Source organism: Pseudomonas sp. NPDC088322, from assembly GCF_044740745.1.
Taxonomy (GTDB): Bacteria; Pseudomonadota; Gammaproteobacteria; order Pseudomonadales; family Pseudomonadaceae; genus Aquipseudomonas; species Aquipseudomonas shirazensis.
The window spans coordinates 452,904-472,293 of the sequence record NZ_JBIURK010000001.1 but is presented as its reverse complement, the minus strand read 5'-3'; the positions used below and the strand labels follow the sequence as shown (position 1 = coordinate 472,293).

At 63.1% G+C, this 19,390-nt stretch carries 23 protein-coding genes; 9 read left to right on the top strand and 14 right to left on the bottom strand.

Annotated elements, in window-relative coordinates; translation table 11 throughout:
- Positions 1–55: 55 nt before the first annotated feature.
- The gene (locus tag ACIOAU_RS02250; RefSeq protein ID WP_101317515.1) at positions 56–901 is read left to right on the top strand and encodes a MoxR family ATPase; all 846 of its coding nucleotides are present in this window, start codon (positions 56–58) and stop codon (positions 899–901) included.
- A gap of 12 nt (positions 902–913) precedes the next feature.
- A complete protein-coding gene (locus tag ACIOAU_RS02245; RefSeq protein ID WP_101317513.1) occupies positions 914–2,092 on the top strand; it encodes a VWA domain-containing protein in 1,179 nt (392 codons plus the stop codon).
- A gap of 15 nt (positions 2,093–2,107) precedes the next feature.
- Here ACIOAU_RS02245 and ACIOAU_RS02240 read toward each other — a convergent pair whose 3' ends face one another.
- The 6 genes from ACIOAU_RS02240 to ACIOAU_RS02215 are packed head-to-tail and all read right to left on the bottom strand — an operon-like array spanning position 2,108 to position 6,340.
- A complete protein-coding gene (locus tag ACIOAU_RS02240; protein WP_401179674.1) occupies positions 2,108–3,022 on the bottom strand; it encodes a biotin-dependent carboxyltransferase family protein in 915 nt (304 codons plus the stop codon).
- Positions 3,019–3,714: a 5-oxoprolinase subunit PxpB gene (pxpB, locus tag ACIOAU_RS02235; RefSeq protein ID WP_401179671.1), complete on the bottom strand. Its 696-nt coding sequence runs from the start codon at positions 3,712–3,714 to the stop codon at positions 3,019–3,021. The genes ACIOAU_RS02240 and pxpB overlap by 4 nt, the downstream gene beginning before the upstream one ends.
- Positions 3,711–4,463 (bottom strand): 5-oxoprolinase subunit PxpA, encoded by a 753-nt coding sequence (locus ACIOAU_RS02230; protein ID WP_101317508.1) that lies wholly within the window; start codon positions 4,461–4,463, stop codon positions 3,711–3,713. Before ACIOAU_RS02230 ends, pxpB begins: the two co-directional genes overlap by 4 nt.
- Before the next feature lie 59 nt (positions 4,464–4,522).
- A complete protein-coding gene (locus tag ACIOAU_RS02225; protein WP_101317506.1) occupies positions 4,523–5,044 on the bottom strand; it encodes a DUF2937 family protein in 522 nt (173 codons plus the stop codon).
- A 9-nt stretch (positions 5,045–5,053) separates the two neighbouring features.
- Positions 5,054–5,827, bottom strand: a complete 774-nt coding sequence (locus tag ACIOAU_RS02220; protein ID WP_101317504.1) for a class II glutamine amidotransferase — start codon at positions 5,825–5,827, stop codon at positions 5,054–5,056.
- A gap of 15 nt (positions 5,828–5,842) precedes the next feature.
- Entirely contained in the window at positions 5,843–6,340 is a 498-nt protein-coding gene (locus ACIOAU_RS02215) for an MFS transporter (protein WP_401179666.1), read from the bottom strand.
- Positions 6,341–6,464: 124 nt separating this feature from the next.
- On the opposite strand from ACIOAU_RS02215, the gene ACIOAU_RS02210 reads away from it, so the two are divergent.
- Both ACIOAU_RS02210 and ACIOAU_RS02205 read left to right on the top strand, forming a co-directional pair.
- Positions 6,465–8,504: a S9 family peptidase gene (locus tag ACIOAU_RS02210; RefSeq protein ID WP_401179663.1), complete on the top strand. Its 2,040-nt coding sequence runs from the start codon at positions 6,465–6,467 to the stop codon at positions 8,502–8,504.
- 91 nt (positions 8,505–8,595) lie between these two features.
- Complete coding sequence (locus tag ACIOAU_RS02205; protein ID WP_101322960.1) at positions 8,596–9,063, top strand: cyclic nucleotide-binding domain-containing protein; 468 nt, start codon at positions 8,596–8,598, stop codon at positions 9,061–9,063.
- Here the strand turns inward: ACIOAU_RS02205 and ACIOAU_RS02200 are convergent.
- Positions 9,060–9,338, bottom strand: a complete 279-nt coding sequence (locus tag ACIOAU_RS02200) for a hypothetical protein (RefSeq protein WP_101317498.1) — start codon at positions 9,336–9,338, stop codon at positions 9,060–9,062. The genes ACIOAU_RS02205 and ACIOAU_RS02200 overlap by 4 nt on opposite strands.
- 132 nt (positions 9,339–9,470) lie before the next feature.
- Here ACIOAU_RS02200 and ACIOAU_RS02195 point away from each other — a divergent pair, with 132 nt between their 5' ends.
- From ACIOAU_RS02195 to ACIOAU_RS02185, 3 genes are all read left to right on the top strand, one after another.
- Positions 9,471–9,836, top strand: coding sequence for a YajD family HNH nuclease (locus ACIOAU_RS02195; RefSeq protein ID WP_101317496.1), 366 nt, complete (start codon positions 9,471–9,473; stop codon positions 9,834–9,836).
- Positions 9,837–9,896: 60 nt separating this feature from the next.
- Positions 9,897–10,367 carry an RNA methyltransferase gene (locus ACIOAU_RS02190; protein ID WP_101317494.1) on the top strand — a complete coding sequence of 157 codons (471 nt, stop codon included), beginning with the start codon at positions 9,897–9,899 and terminating at the stop codon, positions 10,365–10,367.
- Between the two features lie 84 nt (positions 10,368–10,451).
- Positions 10,452–10,799: a DUF2892 domain-containing protein gene (locus tag ACIOAU_RS02185; RefSeq protein ID WP_312388815.1), complete on the top strand. Its 348-nt coding sequence runs from the start codon at positions 10,452–10,454 to the stop codon at positions 10,797–10,799.
- 148 nt (positions 10,800–10,947) lie between these two features.
- Here the strand turns inward: ACIOAU_RS02185 and ACIOAU_RS02180 are convergent, their stop codons facing one another.
- Complete coding sequence (locus ACIOAU_RS02180; RefSeq protein WP_401179657.1) at positions 10,948–12,156, bottom strand: hypothetical protein; 1,209 nt, start codon at positions 12,154–12,156, stop codon at positions 10,948–10,950.
- Between the two features lie 41 nt (positions 12,157–12,197).
- Positions 12,198–12,647 (bottom strand): YcgN family cysteine cluster protein, encoded by a 450-nt coding sequence (locus tag ACIOAU_RS02175; protein WP_103436475.1) that lies wholly within the window; start codon positions 12,645–12,647, stop codon positions 12,198–12,200.
- Between the two features lie 145 nt (positions 12,648–12,792).
- Between ACIOAU_RS02175 and ACIOAU_RS02170 the strand changes: the two genes are divergently transcribed.
- Positions 12,793–13,386 carry a nitroreductase family protein gene (locus ACIOAU_RS02170; protein WP_150571483.1) on the top strand — a complete coding sequence of 198 codons (594 nt, stop codon included), beginning with the start codon at positions 12,793–12,795 and terminating at the stop codon, positions 13,384–13,386.
- 49 nt (positions 13,387–13,435) lie between these two features.
- On the opposite strand, the gene ACIOAU_RS02165 is transcribed toward ACIOAU_RS02170, so the two are convergent.
- The 4 genes from ACIOAU_RS02165 to ACIOAU_RS02150 all read right to left on the bottom strand — a co-directional run bounded on the left by ACIOAU_RS02165 (position 13,436) and on the right by ACIOAU_RS02150 (position 17,599).
- Entirely contained in the window at positions 13,436–14,368 is a 933-nt protein-coding gene (locus ACIOAU_RS02165; RefSeq protein WP_150571990.1) for a D-2-hydroxyacid dehydrogenase, read from the bottom strand.
- 81 nt (positions 14,369–14,449) lie between these two features.
- A complete protein-coding gene (locus ACIOAU_RS02160) occupies positions 14,450–14,743 on the bottom strand; it encodes a YcgL domain-containing protein (RefSeq protein WP_101317482.1) in 294 nt (97 codons plus the stop codon).
- A complete protein-coding gene (gene rnd, locus ACIOAU_RS02155; RefSeq protein WP_188035562.1) occupies positions 14,740–15,873 on the bottom strand; it encodes a ribonuclease D in 1,134 nt (377 codons plus the stop codon). The genes ACIOAU_RS02160 and rnd overlap by 4 nt, the downstream gene beginning before the upstream one ends.
- Positions 15,874–15,958: 85 nt before the next feature.
- Positions 15,959–17,599 (bottom strand): phosphoethanolamine transferase, encoded by a 1,641-nt coding sequence (locus tag ACIOAU_RS02150; protein ID WP_401179651.1) that lies wholly within the window; start codon positions 17,597–17,599, stop codon positions 15,959–15,961.
- Between the two features lie 262 nt (positions 17,600–17,861).
- On the opposite strand from ACIOAU_RS02150, the gene ACIOAU_RS02145 reads away from it, so the two are divergent.
- The gene (locus tag ACIOAU_RS02145) at positions 17,862–18,098 is read left to right on the top strand and encodes a YdcH family protein (RefSeq protein ID WP_101317476.1); all 237 of its coding nucleotides are present in this window, start codon (positions 17,862–17,864) and stop codon (positions 18,096–18,098) included.
- Positions 18,099–18,162: 64 nt separating this feature from the next.
- Here the strand turns inward: ACIOAU_RS02145 and ACIOAU_RS02140 are convergent, their stop codons facing one another.
- Entirely contained in the window at positions 18,163–19,344 is a 1,182-nt protein-coding gene (locus ACIOAU_RS02140; RefSeq protein WP_401180154.1) for a trans-sulfuration enzyme family protein, read from the bottom strand.
- Between the last annotated feature and the right edge of the window lie 46 nt (positions 19,345–19,390).

The following is a 19,390-nucleotide window of genomic DNA, read 5'->3' as shown; positions in this document are numbered from 1 at the left end:
ACACATTTAGATAGCCTTGCCTGGGCCGGCCCAGACACTTGCAGAGGATTGTTTGATGAAGTTCGAAGGCACCCGCGACTACGTCGCCACCGATGATCTGAAACTGGCGGTCAATGCGGCAGTTACCCTCGAACGCCCGCTACTGATCAAAGGCGAGCCCGGCACCGGCAAGACCATGCTCGCCGAGCAACTGGCGGCATCGTTTGGCGCGAAGCTGATCACCTGGCACATCAAATCCACCACCAAAGCCCATCAAGGCCTCTACGAGTACGATGCGGTCAGCCGCCTGCGCGACTCGCAGCTGGGTGTGGACAAGGTCCACGATGTGCGCAACTACCTTAAAAAGGGCAAGTTGTGGGAAGCCTTCGAGGCTGAAGAGCGGGTCATTCTGCTGATCGACGAGATCGACAAGGCCGACATCGAGTTTCCTAATGACCTGCTGCAAGAACTCGACAAGATGGAGTTCTACGTCTACGAAATCGACGAGACCATCAAGGCCAAGCAGCGCCCGATCATCATCATTACCTCCAACAACGAAAAAGAGCTGCCGGATGCGTTTCTGCGCCGCTGCTTCTTCCACTACATCGCCTTCCCTGATCGCGACACCCTGCAGAAGATCGTCGATGTGCACTACCCGAACATCAAGCAGTCGCTGGTCAGCGAGGCGCTGGATGTGTTCTTCGATGTGCGCAAGGTACCGGGCCTGAAGAAAAAACCCTCGACCTCCGAGCTGGTCGATTGGCTCAAGCTGCTGATGGCCGACAACATCGGCGAAGCGGTCCTGCGCGAGCGTGATCCGACCAAGGCCATCCCGCCGCTGGCCGGCGCCTTGGTCAAGAACGAGCAGGACGTGCAGTTGCTCGAGCGCCTGGCGTTCATGAGCCGGCGCGGTAATCGCTGACAGGAGCCAGTCATGCTGCTCAACCTGTTCAACGAAATGCGCGCGGCCAAGGTGCCGGTGTCGGTGCGTGAACTGCTCGACCTGCTCAATGCCCTGCAGCAGCGGGTGGTATTCGCCGACATGGACGAGTTCTACTTTCTGGCGCGGACCATTCTGGTCAAGGATGAACGCCACTTCGACAAGTTCGACCGGGCTTTTTCAGCGTACTTCCAAGGCCTGGAAAACCTCGACCGGCACCTTGAGGCGCTGATCCCTGAAGACTGGCTACGCAAGGAGTTCGAGCGTTCGCTGACCGATGAGGAACGCGCGCAGATCCAGTCGTTGGGCGGTTTGGACAAGCTCATCGAAGAATTCAAGAAACGCCTCGAAGAACAGAAAAAACGCCATGCCGGTGGCAACAAGTGGATCGGCACCGGCGGCACCAGCCCGTTCGGCTCAGGCGGCTACAACCCTGAAGGCATTCGCGTTGGCGACGCCGGTGAGCGCCGCGGCAAGGCGGTCAAGGTCTGGGAGCAGCGCGAGTACAGGAACCTCGATGATCAGGTCGAGTTGGGCACGCGCAACATCAAGCTGGCCCTGCGCCGCCTGCGCAAGTTCGCTCGCCAGGGCGCGGCCGAAGAGCTCGACATCGACGGCACCATCGACCACACCGCCCGCGATGCCGGCCTGCTCAATATCCAGATGCGCCCGGAGCGGCGCAATACGGTGAAGCTGCTATTGCTGTTCGACATAGGCGGCTCGATGGATGCCCACGTGCGCATTTGCGAGGAGTTGTTTTCAGCGTGCAAGACCGAGTTCAAGCACCTGGAGTATTACTACTTCCATAACTGCGTGTATGAGTCGGTGTGGAAGAACAACCTGCGGCGCAACGCCGAGCGCTTCGCCACCTTCGACCTGCTGCACAAGTACGGCGATGATTACAAGGTGGTGTTCGTCGGCGACGCGGCCATGGCGCCGTATGAAATTACCCAGCCCGGCGGCAGTGTCGAGCACTGGAACGAGGAAGCCGGGTATGTCTGGGTGCGGCGGATCAAGGAAAAATTCAAGAAGGTGGTGTGGATCAATCCGTACCCCAAACAGGCCTGGGAGCACACCACGTCGACTCACCTGATCCGCGAGCTGATCGAAGACAAGATGTACCCGCTGACCTTGCAGGGCCTGGAAGACGCCATGAAGTACCTGGCCAAGTAACCCCGGCCGTTCAGATCAGCTCCAGCGTTGCAGGTAAGCCTGCTGCTCCTGCCAGGCGAACTCCTGCAGCACCGCTCTGAAGCGCAGCTGCCCCCCCGGCAGGCACTGGGCCAACTGGGCCAGCGCCAAGGGCGTCAATGCCCCTAGCCGCGGGTAGCCGCCAATGGTCTGCCGGTCGTTCAACAACACGATTGGCTGGCCATCCGGTGGAACCTGCACGGCGCCCAACGGGATACCCTCCGAGATCATCGGCTCGCCTTGGTACACCAGTTGCGGCCCGAGCAGGCGCATGCCCATGCGGTCGGCGCGGCTGTCCAGGGTCCAGTCCCGGTTGAACGCCTCGAACAGGCTGGTGCCGCTGAACTGCCCCAGTTGTGCGCCCATTACCAGATCCAGCGCAGGCTTGGCGGCGTACACCGGCCTTGATTGTGCTGGCACCTCGCGCTCGGCCGGCAGGGCATCGGCGCATGCCAGCAACTGCCCCTTGATCAGCGCCGAACCTTGGCCATCAAGCCCGCCCAGCTGTTCGCGTACAACCGTGGCGCAACTGCCCATTACCGCCTCGGCCTGAAAACCACCAAGCGCGGCCAGATAAGCACGAGCACCGTGCAGAGGCTGGGTAAAGCTCAGCCGCTGCCCCGCACGCAGATGAAAACTGCGCCAGGGCTTGAGCGGCTGGCCATCGATTCGTGCATCGAGATCAGCGCCCGCCAAGGCCAGGCAGCAGTCGCGCTGGGCGAGCACGCTGAAACCACCCAAGGGAATTTCCACCACCGGCTCCTGCAAGGCGTTATCCAGCAGCCAGTTGGCCCAGTGCAGCGCCACCCAATCCAGCGCCCCGCCCTGGGTCACGCCGAGATGGCGCACGCCAAAGCGCCCGCCATCCTGCAGCTGACACAGCGGCGTGCTGGCCTCGATCAACAGACTCATGCCTGGCCCTCCAGCGGGCTGTCGTCGCCACCCAGGCTGATGAATTCGGCGTGGTCCACCGCGACGAAACGCACATGGTCACCCGGCTGCAACAAGCTGTAGCCCTCGCGCTCGCGGTCAAACAGACGTACTGGCGTGCGACCGATCAGGTTCCAGCCGCCCGGCGACACTGCCGGGTAGGCCGCCGTCTGGCGCTCGGCAATGCCGACGCTGCCAGCGGCCACGCGCTTGCGCGGGGTGCTCAACCGTGGCGTGGCCAGGCGTTCGTCGACCAGCCCCATGAAGCCGAACCCTGGGGCAAAGCCAAGGGCAAATACCGGGTATTCACGCTCACTGTGCAGGCGCACCACCTCGGCCTCGGACAGCCCACTGCGCGCTGCCAGCAATGGCAATTCGGGGCCGACACTGGGGTCATACCACACGGCAATTTCGTGCTTGCGCCCCGCCGCGCCTGCATCCGGCTGCAGATTTTGCAGCGCTTCGATAATCAGCCCTCGCGCCGCAGCCGGTGACTGCCGAAACTGCACCATCACGGTGGTATAGGACGGCACCAGGTCAACCAGATCGGCGCCCAGGGCACTGCTCAGGCGCTGGCTGGCAGCGAGGATCCACGGCATGTTGGCTTCATCTATGCGATCGAACAGGCGCACCATCAGGCTGTCGATGGCCACCGCCTCGATGCGCAGGTTCATGGCTGCACCAGCGCATCCAGGGCCTGGCGAATCTGCCGTACCGCCGCCAGCGAGCTGTCGTTGTCGCCGTGCACGCACAAAGTGCTGGCGTTCAGTCGCAGCGCGCTGCCGTCGTCTGCCAGCAACGTCTCGCCACGGGCCAGGCGCAGCGCCTGCTCGATGATCAACGCCGGCTCATGGTGCACCGCCCCCGGCAGCCGCCGCGACAGCAGGTGGCCGCTGGCCGTGTAGCCACGATCGGCAAATGCCTCGAACCACAAGGTAACACCCAGCTCCTCGCCCAGCTGCTGCGCCGCACGGTCATCAGCAGTAGCCATCAGCATCAGCGGCAGGCTGCTGTCGTAGGCGGCTACGGCTTCGAGCACGGCGCGCAATTTCACTGGGTCGGCCATCATGTCGTTGTACAGTGCGCCGTGCGGTTTGACGTACGCCACGCGCCCGCCCTGCACCTTGCAGATGCCGTCCAGTGCACCGATCTGGTAGTGCAACAGATCACGGATTTCTTCATTGCTGCAGGCCATCGAGCGACGACCAAAGCCGACCAGATCCGGATAGGCCGGATGCGCGCCAATGGTCACACCATGCTGCAGGGCCAGGGCCACGGTGCGGCGCATGATGCTCGGGTCGCCCGCGTGATAACCACAGGCGATATTGGCGCAGTCGATGTAGGGCATGACCTCGGCATCCAGACCCATGCGCCAGCTGCCGTAACTTTCACCCATGTCGCAGTTGAGAAGCAGGGTTTGCATCTGGCGGACTCCTGAATCGACTAGAACAGAGTACGGCGGCGCCGAGGCGGCCAGCCGGCTTAGCGCCAGCTTTCCTTGACCACCTTGCGCCGCCCGCCAAGGATGACCCAGCCCAGCAGCACCAGCACGCTTTCGACCACGAACGCCAGCACAAAGCCTGCGCTCAGGCCCCAGCCGATGGCTTCGGGCACCAGCAGAATCTGGTAGCTGTAGCTGTTCAAGGTCTCTTCGCGCAATTGCGGGTCAGCCTGCGCCAGCACGTGCCAGCTCTGGCTCAGCCACGAGCCCTGCATGGCCTGCCACTCGTTTTCCAGTAACTGGTTGCGGACCAGCAGGCTCTCGATGCTGTTGGCATCGCTGATGAATACCGGATCCTCGCTGGTGCGGTAATGCTGCAGCAGCGCTTGCAGGTCGCCTTTGAAGAAGCGCTGGGCGGTTTCCTGGAAGCCGGACAAGGCCTCGCGCGACTCGAGCACACGGGCCTCGACGCGCTGGCCGTAATCCTTGACCAGGCCAGGGACCTGAATGCCCGCCAGCAGGCCGCAGGTGAACAACAGCAACCGCAGATAACTTCTGAACATGCCGCGTCCTTAGCTTTGCCCGTGGGCGATACATTCGCCATGCCGCCACAACGCCCATTGTCCGGGTTCGTAGCGGTTCCAGGTTTCGTTCTCGGTCAGGGCCTCGGTGGCGATCACCGTGACCACATCATTGGGCGTGGTTTCGGCCTGGAAGTCGACGATCATGTCGACGTCCTTGAGCCGGGCCGGGCCAAACGGCGCGCGGCGGGTAATGTGCACCAGCTTGGTCGAGCAGAAGCAGAACAGCCAGTCGCCGTTGCTCAGCAGGCAGTTGAACACGCCCTTGCTGCGGTGCTCGGCGCAGGCCTCGACCAGCACCGGCAGCAGTTGCTCGACCTCGACCGGCTCGGGGAAGGCATCACGCACGCGGTTGAGCAGGTCGCAGAAGGCCGCTTCGCTGTCGGTATCACCGACCGGCCGGTAGAAGGTGCGCTGGCCGCTGAACTGCGGCAGCTGGCCGTTGTGTGCGAAGCACCAGTTATGCCCCCACAACTCACGCACGAACGGGTGGGTGTTGCTCAGGCAGACCTTGCCGACGTTGGCCTGGCGGATGTGGCCGATAACCACTTCGCTCTTGATCGGGTAGCGCTGCACCAGCTTGGCGACTTCCGACTCGCTGCTCGCTGCCGGGTCCTGAAACACGCGCAGGCCGCGCCCTTCGTAAAAGCCGATGCCCCAGCCATCGCGGTGCGGCCCGGTGCGGCCGCCGCGCTGCATCAGCCCGGAAAAACTGAAAACGATATCAGTGGGGACGTTGGCACTCATGCCGAGCAGTTCGCACATGCCTTGCAGCTCCCCTCAGAGACGTGGCTCGACCCGGCCACGGCCAGGCGCGGCCGGTGCCGGCGGATCATTGCGGTAACGGTCGTGGCGATCGGCGGCAACCGGCGCCTCGACCAGCACTTCGCTGTCTTCTGCGGCTTGCCGCCTGGCAGCTGCATCAGCTTGCTCGCGGCGCTCACGGGAGCGTTTTTCCAGCGGCCAGCGCAACAGCACGAACAACAGATACAAAGCAAAGGCGATCATGCCGTACATGGCCAGATCGGACGCCGCGCGCCAGGCGTTGTTGCCAACCTTGAAGGCGATATCCAGCGCGCTGATGGCAATGGCCGGGGCGAAGCTTTCCTTGACCGGGTCGACAATCGTCGGCGTCAGCAGCAGCACTGCAACCAGCACCCGCAGCGGTTCGCGCAGCCAGCGCCACATCCAGCCAGTCAGCTTGAAGGTCACCAGCAGGCAGCCGATGGCGGCCACCGCATACAGGCCCCAGGCAAGGGTATAGTCGTTCTCGGTCATGGTGTTCGTGCAAGCCAGGCGAAGAGATGCCTATGATAAACACTTTTAGGCACAGGTGCCTGTCTGCCCGTGATCACCGGTGCCACTGTCGCCCGGCCCTATTCGCTTTCGCCAGAGACCATACATGCCCGCTATTACTGCCCCGATCGCCCAGCAAGCCCCCGGTAACGACCCTTACGCCTGGCTGCAGCAGCGCGACAGCGCCGAAGTGCTCGCCTACCTGCAGGCCGAAAACGCTTATCAGGAGGCCTGCCTGGCCGATCAGGCGCCGTTGCGCGAGCAGCTGTTCGAGGAAATCAAAGGGCGCATTCTGGAAACCGACCTGTCGCTGCCCTCGCCGTGGGGGCCATGGCTGTACTACACCCGCACCACTGCTGGCGATGAGTACCCGCGGCACTACCGCTGCCCACGCCCGGCAGATGATTCCAACACAGTCGACGCCAGCGCCGAACAGCTGTTGCTTGACCCGAACGAGCTGGCGGCCGGCGGCTTCCTGTCGCTTGGCGCGTTCAATGTAAGCCCCGACCACCAGCTGCTGGCCTACAGCCTCGACACCAATGGCGAAGAAACCTACACGCTGTATGTCAAGGACCTGGCCACTGGCGCCATCACCACCCTGCCCTTCGAGGACTGCGACGGCAGCATGACCTGGGCCAACGACAGCCGCACGCTGTTCTTCGCCGAACTCGACGACACCCATCGCCCCTGCCGCCTGCGCCGGTTCAGCCTGGGCGAGGCTGATGCGCATACGGTGTTCGAAGAAGACGACGGGCGCTTCTTTCTGCACTGCTACCGAGCCAGCTCCGAGCGCCAGCTGATCCTGCTGCTCAACAGCAAGACCACCAGCGAAGCCTGGGTGCTGGATGCCGAGACGCCGTTGGCCGAGTTCACCTGCCTGGCTGCACGCGAAGAAGGCCATGAATACTTCCCCGATCACGGCCAGCTCGATGGCGACTGGCGCTGGTTTATCCGCAGCAACCAGGACGGTATCAACTTCGCCCTGTACCAGGCGCCCTCTGCGGCAGTGCCCAGCCGTGCACAGTGGCAGGTGCTGGTAGCCCACCGCGACAACATCATGCTCGAAGGCCTCAGCCTGAATGCCAGTGCCTTGGCGCTGAGCCTGCGTGAAGGCGGCCTGCCCATCATTGAAGTACGCCCGCAAGGCCAGGCGCCTTACCGCGTCGAGCTGCCGGATGCGGCCTACAGCCTATACGTGCAAGACAGCCTGGAATTTGCCAGCACGCGCATCCGCCTGCGCTACGAGGCACTCAATCGCCCGGCCCAGGTGCGCCAGCTGGAACTGGCCAACGGCGCGCAGTCAGTGCTCAAGCAGACCCCGGTGCTCGGTGCCTTTGACGCCGACGCCTACGTCAGCGAACGCCTGTGGGCCACCGCCAACGACGGCACCCAAGTCCCGATCAGCCTGGTACGCCGCCGCGACGACGTCGGCAAGACGGTGCCACTCTATCTGTATGGCTACGGCGCCTATGGCGAAAGCCTCGACCCGTGGTTCTCCCATGCGCGGCTGAGCCTGCTCGAGCGCGGCGTGGCCTTTGCCATTGCCCATGTGCGCGGCGGCGGCGAGCTGGGTGAGGCCTGGTACCGCGCTGGCAAGCAAGAACACAAGCAGAACACCTTTGACGACTTCATCGCCTGCGCCGAGCACCTGATCGCAACCGGTGTCAGCCGCCCGGAACAACTGGCGATCAGCGGCGGCAGCGCCGGTGGATTGCTGATCGGCGCGGTGCTCAACCTGCGCCCGCAGCTGTTCCGCTGCGCGATTGCCGAGGTGCCGTTCGTCGATGTGCTCAACACCATGCTCGACCCTGACCTGCCGCTGACCGTGACCGAGTACGACGAGTGGGGCAACCCTGAACAACCCGAGGTGCATGCAAGAATCAAGGCTTACGCGCCCTATGAAAACGTCAAGGCTCAGGCCTACCCGGCGATGCTGGTAGTGGCCGGCTACAACGACAGCCGTGTGCAGTATTGGGAAGCAGCCAAGTGGGTAGCACGCCTGCGCACGCTCAAGACCGATAACAACCTGCTGCTGCTCAAGACCGAGATGGGTGCAGGCCATGGTGGCATGAGCGGCCGCTATCAGGGGCTGCGCGATGTGGCGCTGGAATATGCGTTCGTACTCAATGAGCTCGGCGTGGTGTAAACCGGCTTTGCTGTTGTCCTATGCACAACCGTGAACAATCTTGCGTGGCCGCGTGATCAACGCTGCCACGCCAAGCGCAGAAGACCAGACCATGTCCGACCATTCCCACCTCAATGCCGAAATCCGCGACATGCTCATGGACTGCGGCCTGTTCGACACCTTGCAGGCCAGCGAATTTGCTGCCGCTGCCGGCTATTTCAGCCTGAGCAACATGAGCGCCGGCGAGACTATCTTTGCCGAGGGCGACGCCGGCACGTTCATGTGCATTCTGCACCGCGGCCAGGTGTCGGTGCGCAAGACCGACAGCAGTGGCCAGGCCGTCGAAATCGCCGTATTGCGCCGTGGCGCCTTTGGCGAAATGGCGGTGCTCGACGGCGAGCGGCGCTCGGCCAGTTGCGTGGCCGCCAGCGAATGCCAGCTGCTGACGCTGGGCAAGGATTCGCTGGAGAAGATGCTCAACGAAGCGCCGCGGATTGCTGCGCGGATCATTCGCGCACTCGCCGTGGCGCTGTCCAAACGCCTGCGCATGCAGGATGGCCAGCGCCTGGCGCAGGTCTAGTCGTCTTTGCCCTGCGGCCTGGGCGCGTCCTGCTGCAAGCCGGGCAGCGGCTCGTCCCGGCGCGGGCTAGGCAGCGGCATCGGTGGCAACAGCGGCCCACCGGGTTGATTGTCGTAGGCTTTGGGTGGCGCGCTCGGGGTGATCTGCGGATACGGCGTGGGCGTGGCGGTACCCGGAGCACCGGGCACCGGCGTACTAATGCGTGGCTGTTGCCCGGCAGCGTCGGCCAGCGGCGCGGCGAGCAGGATCAGTACGCTGAGGATCGCGTGGAGCATCGGCAACCTCCTGTCGAAAATTCATCTACAGGCTACGCCCATCTGCGGGTTTTTGCCTGTCCGCCTGGCCTGTAACCACGCTAGACTCAACGCCATAACCGTCATCAGCCTGATTACAAGAAAGGTCACACCATGAGTTCCACCCTCTCCGCCACCGCCCGCCTGGACCGCATCATCGCCGACGCCAAGCGCGACAAGGAAATGGGCTACCGCGACAAGGCCCTGAAGATGTACCCGCACGTCTGCGGCCGCTGCGCCCGTGAGTTCGCCGGCAAGCGCCTGAGCGAACTGACCGTGCACCACCGCGACCACAACCACGACAACAACCCCCAGGACGGCTCCAACTGGGAGCTGTTGTGCCTGTACTGCCACGACAACGAGCACTCGCGCTACACCGATCAGCAGTACTTCAGCGAAGGCTCGACGGCCACCCCGAGCATCGCCAAGGCTACCCACAACCCGTTCGCCGGGCTGGCCGGTCTGCTCAAGAAAGACTGAGCCCACAGCGGTCGGGCAACCCCGTATAATCGCGTCTTTTTTTGCGAAGGGCCCCGGCACGTGGCGAACAAACGGTACAGTTGCATCGGGCTGTTCAACCCCAAGTCTGCAGAGAACGTCGGTTCGGTGATGCGCGCTGCGGGTTGTTACGGCGTCAGTTCGGTGTTCTACACCGGCAAGCGGTATGAGCGCGCGCGTGATTTCGTCACCGACACCAAGCGGGTGCATTACGACATTCCGCTGATCGGCATCGACGACCTGCAACGCATCATCCCGCTGGGCTGCACGCCGGTGGCGGTGGAGCTGGTCGACGGCGCCCGCCCCCTGCCTGAATACACCCACCCTGATCGCGCCATCTATATCTTCGGCCCGGAAGACGGCAGCCTCGACGAAAACGTGCGCGCCTGGTGCGAAGAAACCATCTATATCCCCACCGAAGGCTGCATGAACCTTGCGGCAACCGTCAACGTGGTGCTTTACGACCGCCTGGCCAAGGGCCTGAACACCCGCTCGGGGCCTAAATTCAAGTAACAGGCAGGCCGCTGGGCATATGAAATGAACGGCGCGACAACCGCCAGGGTCAGTTATTTACCAACCTACCTGGAGGCTCTGCTCATGCTTGATCTAGATTCCAATGCCCATACCGAGGAAAAGAACGTGCATGGCTGGGAACGCGCCAGTTCCTTGGCCGGTGGCGCCCTCATGATCAGCAAAGGTATGCGCCATGGCGGCGTGATCGGCCTGCTGCAGGTTGCCGTTGGCGGCCTGGCGCTGGCACGCGGGGTCAAGGGCCGTTGTGCGACCAAGGCCTGGTGGCTGCGTCATCGTCAGGAATACCAGCGTCTGAAGGGTGACATTGACCGTGGCGCCGCCGAGCTGGAAGTGCTTCGCGCCAGTGCCGACGCTGCTACCCGCGGCGTAACTATCACCGGTGACGACGGCGTCCACACCCCGAAGCTCTAACACCGCGCCCTTTGTAGGAGCGGCCTTGTGTCGCGATAGGGCTGCGCAGCGGCCCCTCGATCTGTCGTTTGACGCTAGGTTGCCGGGGTCGCTATGCGACCCTTTCGCGACACAAGGCCGCTCCTACACCAACTGCGTGCAAGCAGGGCTAGCGTAGCAATTTGCTCTGAAGCACGTCTGAGCTGCGCCCAAGCACGCTCTCGCTGATCTGGATGAACTCTGCAGTATTCACACTCGGCATGCGCATCAACGCCTGGGTGACGTCGTCCAGTGAGCGTTTATTCTGAGTGTGCAGGCGGATCTCCCGATCCAATGCCTGCAACACCTGCACGCCTCGCGCGATCTGCCCGGCGTTAGCCTGCCTGGCCACCAGCCGAGTGACCTTGGCGCCCTGTTTGTGCAGGCGTGCCTGCCAGGCATCATAGCGATCATCACTGATGCCGCCGGCCCGGCGTAGCAGTTCTGTGGCGTAGTAGTCCGTCAGGCTTTCACTGATCCAGTCGCTGTCATCGCGCACCTTGATCTGCGCAAACAGCTGGACCAGCTCACGCAGCAGTGGGCTGCTGCCGTTCTCGCTGATCAAGGCGCGGTTGCTGTGGATGAACAATGAGTTGTGCTCGCCAAGCACGCCCCGCCACATCTGATCGCGTGCGCCAACCAGCAACAACTTGGGCGGATTGCGCGGGAACACCGCTTGCAACTGAGGCCAGACGAACGTCAGCAACGTCAGCGTGTCCATCCGGCGCATGCCCTGCCCTTGCGGCGCCGCCACGGTGACGTCGGTTTCGCCCAGGCGCGCGCGGCGGCTGCCGAGGTTACCGGCGAGCATCCAGCCAGTCGGCCGATCGAACAGGCGCGAGACATCATCGATACGAAACTTGTGCTGGCCGATCCGCGGCCAGGCGGTTTCCACGCTCTTCCAGCCGGGCGGCAGCTCGACTGACAGGCGCGCTACCAACTCGGTGCCGTCCTGTTGATCAAGACGTGCAGGCGGCACCAACTGATCGCCACGGAACACCGCCCAATGCGCGGTCATGCGGCTCTCGAAGGCACCCCCTGATGCAGCACTGTCGAGCCGTACGCGGTAACTGAGGCTGGTCTTGCCCGCAGCCGGGCGCCACACGCCACGCTCACCCTGCTGTGACCACTGGCCATCGGCCTGAAAACCGCTGTAGGCATTGGCCTTGCCCAAGGCAAAATCCAGGCTACGCACCGCGCTGCCATCAGCCAGGGTCAGGCGTACTTCGGCCTGGCCACTGTTGGGCAGCAGGCGCACCTGGTAATCCAGATCGACCTTCTTGGCCCAGGCTGGCGAGCAAGCCGCCAGCGCCAGAACAAGCAGCAAAGGGCAACGCATAGACAAACTCCTTGTTCGGCACAGGCCAATCACCGCGGCGCTCAGCCGGCGCGGAAAATCAAATGGTCTTCCCAGTCGTCTTCAGCCACATCGTTCTCGCTGAGCATGCGCCCGGACTGCGAAATACGTTGCTCATGCACCTGACTGCGGTCGCCACAGACCAGATGATGCCAGGCGGGCAGGTCCTTGCCTTCGCTGACCAGCCGATAGCCACAGGTCGGCGGCAACCATTTGAACTGATCGGCCTTGCCCGGGGTGAGCTGGATGCAGTCGGGCACGTGTTTGAAGCGATTAGGGTAGTCGCTGCACTGGCAACTGTTCAGATCGAGCAGTTTGCAGGCAATGCGGGTGTAGTAGACGCTGTTGTCGTCCTCGTCCTCGAGTTTCTGCAGGCAGCACATGCCGCAGCCATCGCAGAGTGATTCCCACTCTTGCGGGTCGAGTTGATCGAGCGTCTTGCGCTGCCAGAAGGGCGCAGTCTGGGCCATCATCACACGGTTTCTCGCAGTTGTTCTTGGGCCGCAGCAGGCGGCGGCGCCAGTCTAGAGCCTGGCCTTGGGCAAAGCCAGACCGCTTGTCAGGGGTGTCCAGACGCAGTAGCGTGCCGGCTTCCCCTTGTGTCTTGCAGGAGCTGTCATGAGCGCCAACCCACGCGTTGCCGATTACGCCATCAACGAGCAGTTCATCAATCGCTGGTCGCCCCGCGCATTCAACCCCGAGCCGATCAGCGAAGAAACCCTGCTGAGCTTCTTCGAAGCGGCGCGCTGGGCGCCTTCGGCCTATAACTCGCAGCCGTGGCGGTTCCTTTATGCCCGTCGCGACACGCCAAACTGGCAGCGCTACCTGGAGCTGCTGGTGCCGTTCAACCGCAGCTGGGCCCAGCATGCCTCGGCGCTGGTGCTGGTGATTTCCAAGACCAGCTTTATCGCACCCGGTGCCAGCGAAGAGTCGCCAGCATTGTGGCACGCATTTGATACCGGTTCGGCCTGGGGCCACCTGGCGCTGCAAGCGAGCCTCAGCGGTTGGCACACCCACGGCATGGCCGGCTTTGACCAGGCGATGGCCCGCGAACAACTGAAGATCCCCGAAGGCTATGAGCTGCAGGCGATGGTCGCGATCGGCAAGCTGGGCGACAAGGCCACGCTCGCCGAAGGCCTGCAGGCCCGTGAAGTACCTAGCCCGCGCAAGCCACTGGCCGAGCTGGCTGCAGAAGGCGATTTCAGCCTCTGATCTACCGCAGCGCGAGGCGACGCTTGCTCCAGACGCCCCGCGCTACACATCAATAACCGCGCTGGAAATCCACCTCGCCGCGCAGTGCCTGCCCCGCTAAATAGTCCCGCAGATTCTCGACAAACAAACGCACCATCGCCGTAGGCGAGGTCGGCGCGGAGCTGTGCCCGGTCAGCAGTAAACCCCACGCCGTCCAGAACGGATGTTGTTGCGGCAGCGGCTCCTGCCGGCATACGTCGATCACGGCGCCGGCCAGATGGCCTTCCTTCAAGGCTGCGACCAGGTCGGCGTCCACCACCGAAACACCGCGACCAGCGTTGATCAAAAGCGCACTGGGCTTGAAGCGTTTGAACAGCGCGGCGTTATACAGGTCATGGGTGGCAGGGGTATCAGGCAACAGGTTGATTACGTAATCAGCCTGCTCGACTCGCTGTGGCAATTGATCGAGCCCAGCCACTTCAACAAACGGCGCCTGCTGACGCGCGCTGCTGGCAACGCCGTACAGGGTCACCCCGAACGGCACAAGAAACTCCGCCACACGCTGGCCGATATCGCCCGTGCCAACGATCAGCACCTGGCGCCCTTGCAGGCTGTGCCCAGGGCGTTCATCCCAGCGCCGCTCGACCTGGCTGACCAAGCGCGACAATACCTCGCGCTCGTGGCCAAGCATGTAGGTCAGCATGTATTCGGCCATGACCTGGCCAAAGATGCCCACAGCGCGGGTCAGGCGGTAGTCACGCGTCAGGCCGTCGGCCAGCAGCGGGGTAATCCCCGCCCAGGTCGACTGCGCCCATTCTGGCTTATGGCCTTGGCGCAGCAGGGTCGCCAGCAGGTCTGGCTGACCCAGCCACACCGGGCATTGCGGCGCCAATAGCGCCAGCTCGGCGGAGTTACCGCTGGTCAGCACTTCAAGGTCGGGGGCGGCAGCGGCCAGCAGGCCGGCATAGTTGGCATGATCCTGTTCAGCGATCAGAACGCGCATCTCAAAAGACAACCTTGGCAGATAACGGAAAACGGCCCGAGTAGCGGGCCGCTTGGGCGAACGATGGGCAGCGCGGGCCTATCAGACCGGGTCGTTGCGGCGCAGCAGCTCTTCAGGCAGGTGCTCGATGTACTCGTCTTCGAGCGGCGGCATCTGCAGGTGGTAGCCCTGGGCCTCGAGGTTGTTCAGCACCTGTTCGATGTCTTCCCGGGCCAGCTTGCGCTCCGGCGACAGCACCAGGTCGAAGGCGTGAATCGGCGTACCGAAGGCCGGCAGCAAACCTGCTGGGACCCGCTCCAGGCCGTCGGCCTTGAGCACGTAAAGGTACATTTCGTTTTTGCGCGGGCTCTTGTAGATCGAGCAGATGCGTTTCATGAGGATTCTCCGAGCGCGGCCAGATCATCCAGCAGCGCCTGGCCCATCCGCTCGCGACGCCAGCCGCGCAGCGAATCGGGCAGTTGATAGGGCCCATTGGGGTAGCCGCTCTTGAGCAGCGCCTCGAGGGTTTTCTTGCGCAGCATCAGCTCCGGGGCGATGCCCAGCCGCTCGCCTTCGGCCTGGCCGATGGCGCGCAGGCGCTTGAGGATGGCCGAGGCTTCGATCGGCAATGGCTCAGGCAGCGCTGGCGGATACTGCTCAGCCGGCACACTGCCGGCCTGCTTGATCAATTGCAGGAGGAACTCGCCGTCCTGACGCAGGGTGCGCGGGTGCATGTCATCGATCTTGGCCAGGGCCGAGAGGCTATCTGGCTGGGTCTTGGCGATCGGCCACAGCGAATGCTCACGCAGCACGCGGTTGCGCGGCAGGTCGCGGCGGCGCGCTTCAAGCTCGCGCCAGGCCGACAGCTCACGCAGGACTGCCAGCTGCTGACGCGACAGCTTCCAGGCCAGCTTGACCTCACGGTAGAGCAGCTGCGGCTCGACTTCACGGCGCATCTGCGCAACCAGTTCGGCGCCGTCTTCCAGCACCCAGGCGTACTTGTCATCGGACAGCCGCGGGCGCAGCGCGATGAACAGCTCGGCGAGGTGCACGGCGTCTTCGGCGGCGTAGCTGACCTGGGTTTCCGACAGAGGCCGCTGCAGCCAATCAGAGCGGGTTTCGCCCTTGGGCAGATCGAGCCCGAGCACGTCCTGCACCAGGCGCGAGTAACCCATCGAGAAACCGATGTTGAGGTAACCTGCGGCCAACTGGGTGTCGAACAACGGCTGTGGCAGCTTGCCGGTCAGGCGCAGGAGAACTTCAAGGTCCTCACTGCAGGCATGCACCACTTTGACCACTTGCGGGTCTTCGAGCAGGTCAGCCAAAGGCTGCCAGTCACGAACCCGCAACGGGTCGATAAGAAAGGCTTTTTGACCGTCGCCAACCTGCAGCAGCCCGGCCTTGGGGTAGAAGGTGTCTACCCGCATGAATTCGGTGTCGAGCGCTACGAAGGGCAATTCGCGCCAGGTCCGGCAGTGCTCGGCCAGGCTCTGGTCGTCACAGATCCAGTGTATTTCGTTGGCCACGAGGCTCTCCCACAAACAGTGGCGCGCAGTATATACGCCGTGGGCCGCGCACGCGAAACATGGCGACCATCGCCCGGCGCTGCTGTCAGCGGCCAGCCGCCAGCCACGGCCGGCAGCCGGCGAACAAGTCCAGTGATTGCTGGTAGACCGCGCTGTGCACCTGCAGCAGGCCGAGCATCGAGTGGAACAGGTTGTCCTGGCTCAGCGGGGCATCACGCAGGCGCGCCAGGCAGTCGTTGTCGAGGCCAAAGTCCTGCCGGTAACTGTCGGAGAACCACGCCAGCATCGGCACATGGCGTTGCTGCTCGGGCGCCAGCATGTACGGCGTGCCATGCAGATAGAGGTTGTACTCACCCAGCGATTCGCCGTGGTCGGACAGGTACAGCATGGCGGTGTCGACTTTGTCCTGCCGGCTGCGCAGCAGGTCGATCAGCGAGGCCAGCACGTGGTCGGTGTAACCCAGGGTGTTGTCGTAGCTATTGATGATTGCCTGCTGATCGCACTGGTTCAGGGCATTGCTGCGGCACACCGGGGTGAATCGCTCGAACGCTTGCGGATAACGCTTGTAGTAATCAGGGCCGTGGCTACCCATCTGGTGCAGGACCAGCACGGTGTCCTGGTCGAGGCTGTCGAGCAGCTCGGCCAGGCCTTGCAGGAGGATTTCGTCGTGGCACTCACCGCCGGCACACAGGGCGGGGTCCTTGAGGTTGCTGACGTCGACGAACTGCACGCGGTCGCAGGTACCCTTGCAGCCTGATTGATTGTCACGCCACTGCACCGTCAGGCCGGCGCGCTGGAGCACGTCCAGCAGCCCCTCCCGGTTACGGGCGACGCTGGCATCGTAGTCCCTGCGCGGCATGCCGGAGAACATGCACGGCACCGAGACAGCGGTTTCGGTGCCGCACGAATGCACATCGGTGAAGCCCAGCAGGCCGTCTTCCTTGCTCAGGCGCGGGGTGGTATCGCGGCTATAACCGAGCACGCCAAAGTTTTCCGCGCGGGCGCTTTCACCCACTACCAACACCGTCAACGACTTGCGCTTGTGCTGCTGCCAGGCAGCGGCATCGCGGCGGGCGTCTTCGCCGTAGCGCTGAAACGGCGCGGCCGCACTGCCCAACCGCTCGCTGGCATAGCCAAACGAGGCGCCAACAACGTTGCTTGGGGTGAGCATCAGGCGGATTTCGTGGTGGTTGCGAAACAGCGAAGACAGGCCCTGATAGTTAGCCAGGGCCACCGCGCCCAACGCCACCGTACAGGCCCCCCCGACCAGCAGTTTGCCGAACACTTCGCGGTGCCACGGGCGATAGGCGATCGGCGCCTTCCACACCAGTGCGGCCGGCAGCAAACCCAGCAGCACGATATAGCCGATGAACTTCAACGAGAGCAGATCACGCACTTCGCTGATGTTGGTCTCGGCAACGTTGCGGAACATGCCTGCATCAATCAGCACACCGTACTGATTCATGAAGTAAGCCACTGCCGCACCGCTGACAAACAGCACCATCAAGACCGGCTTCAACACATACTTGAAGGCAATCAAGGTCAACACCAGGTTGAACGCAAACAGCATCAGCAGGGCAAACGCCAGCATCAGCCAAAGCCCCGTCAACCCTGGCGGCACCACCGTCTGGAGGTGACTCCAGAGCAGGCTGTTGAAGCCAATCAACAGGTACAGGCTGGCCAGTAACGTGACCCATTCGGTCCGCAGATTGTCGAGTTTCAGCATGGTCTTCGCTATCGAGTTTGATGTTGGCCCAGGCGCGACTCAGCGCGTGGCAATTCGAAGCGGATTGTGGGAAGCAGACCATCGTTTTTTTGTGAAAAACCCGCCAACAAACTCTGACATCCAGCAACAATTACACGTGTTTACCTTTCATTCAGCCGACGTTCAGCCAACCGCTGCCAGACCACCCCCACCCACGTCTTTGGCAAACGCGGCTATCCTCAAGATTCTGCACCAGTGTCCAACCCCTGACGGAGGTGAAGAAATGCCCGTACCGCATGATCTGTTCGCAGACCTCAGCATCCAGCCTGACGACTTTCACGCACTGAGCGCCAAGGACCCGGAGCTGCTCAAGCTACACAAGGCTTACCAGGCCAAGGACAAAGAGGTGGACGTCGCTGAACGCACCGCCGCCACCGATGACACCGTCACGCTATTGCGCAAGGAGCGGCTGCTGATCAAGGACAAGATCGAACGAATCATTCATCCAGCCAAGTCCTGACCCGGCTGCAACAACTGTAAAACCGCCATCGCGGGGCAAGCCTGCGATGGCGATCAACAAAGCCTCAGGCTGCGGCGCTGGCCTGCAAGGCGCCTTGCAGATCATCGATCAGATCGCGGCAGTCCTCGATCCCCAGCGACAGCCGCAACAGGCCCTCGGTAATCCCCATCACGCCTTTCTGCTCTGGGCTCAACGAGTTGTGCGACATGCTCCAGGAATGGTTGATCATGCTCTCGACGCCGCCCAGCGAATCGGCCAGGACAAAGATCGACAGCGCGTCGACAAAGCGCTTGAGCGCCTCGCGATCACCCTTCACCTGCAAGGTCACCACCGCGCCGCCCGTGCGCATCTGGCGCTTGCACAGCTCATGCTGCGGGTGGCTGGGCAGACCTGGATAGAACACCTTGTCGACCAGCGGATGGCTGTCGAGGAACTGCGCCACCCGCAGGGCATTGGCACTTTGGCGCTCCATGCGCACGTCCAGCGTCTTCAGTCCGCGCAGGGCCAGGTAGCAATCGAACGGCCCCTGCACGGCACCGACGGCCATGCTGATCTTGCGCAGGCGCGCCAGCAACTCGGCGTTGGCCGCCACCACGACTCCGCCGGTGAGGTCGGAGTGGCCACCGATGTACTTGCTCGCCGAGTGCATCACCAGGTCCACGCCGAGGGTGATCGGCTGCTGATTCCACGGCGAGCAGAAGGTGTTGTCGATGCAGGTGAGGATATTGCGGGCACGGGCCAGGCTGCACACCGCTTCGATATCGACCAGGTGCAGCAGCGGATTGGTCGGCGACTCGATCCAGATCAGCTGCGTGTCCGGGCGAATCGCCGCTGCCAGGGCGTCCAGGTCATTCAGGTCGACATAGGTGGTGGTCAGCCCGGAGGTGCGGCTGCGGTAGTCTTCGAGCAGGCGGAAGGTGCCGCCGTAGACGCCGTTCATCACCACCACGTGAGCGTTCTTGTCGAGCAACTCGAGCACTGTCGAAGTGGCGCTGACGCCGGAAGCACAGGCGACCGCACCTAGCCCTTCTTCCAACGCCGCAACGCAGCTCTCGTAGGCATGCCGGGTCGGATTGGCAACGCGGCTGTAGGCGTACTCGGGGTTATCGTCGAGGCCGCGCTTGATGTACGAGCTGGCGGTGTAGATCGGCGGGAAGATGGCGTTGTCGGCAACGCTGAATTGCTCGCCAGCGTGAATGGTACGCGTGGCGAAGTTGCGCGGTTTGTCGGACATGATCGGGCCCAGTGACTGGTAGAAGGCGGGGTTGATGGCCGTCACTATCGCATATCCG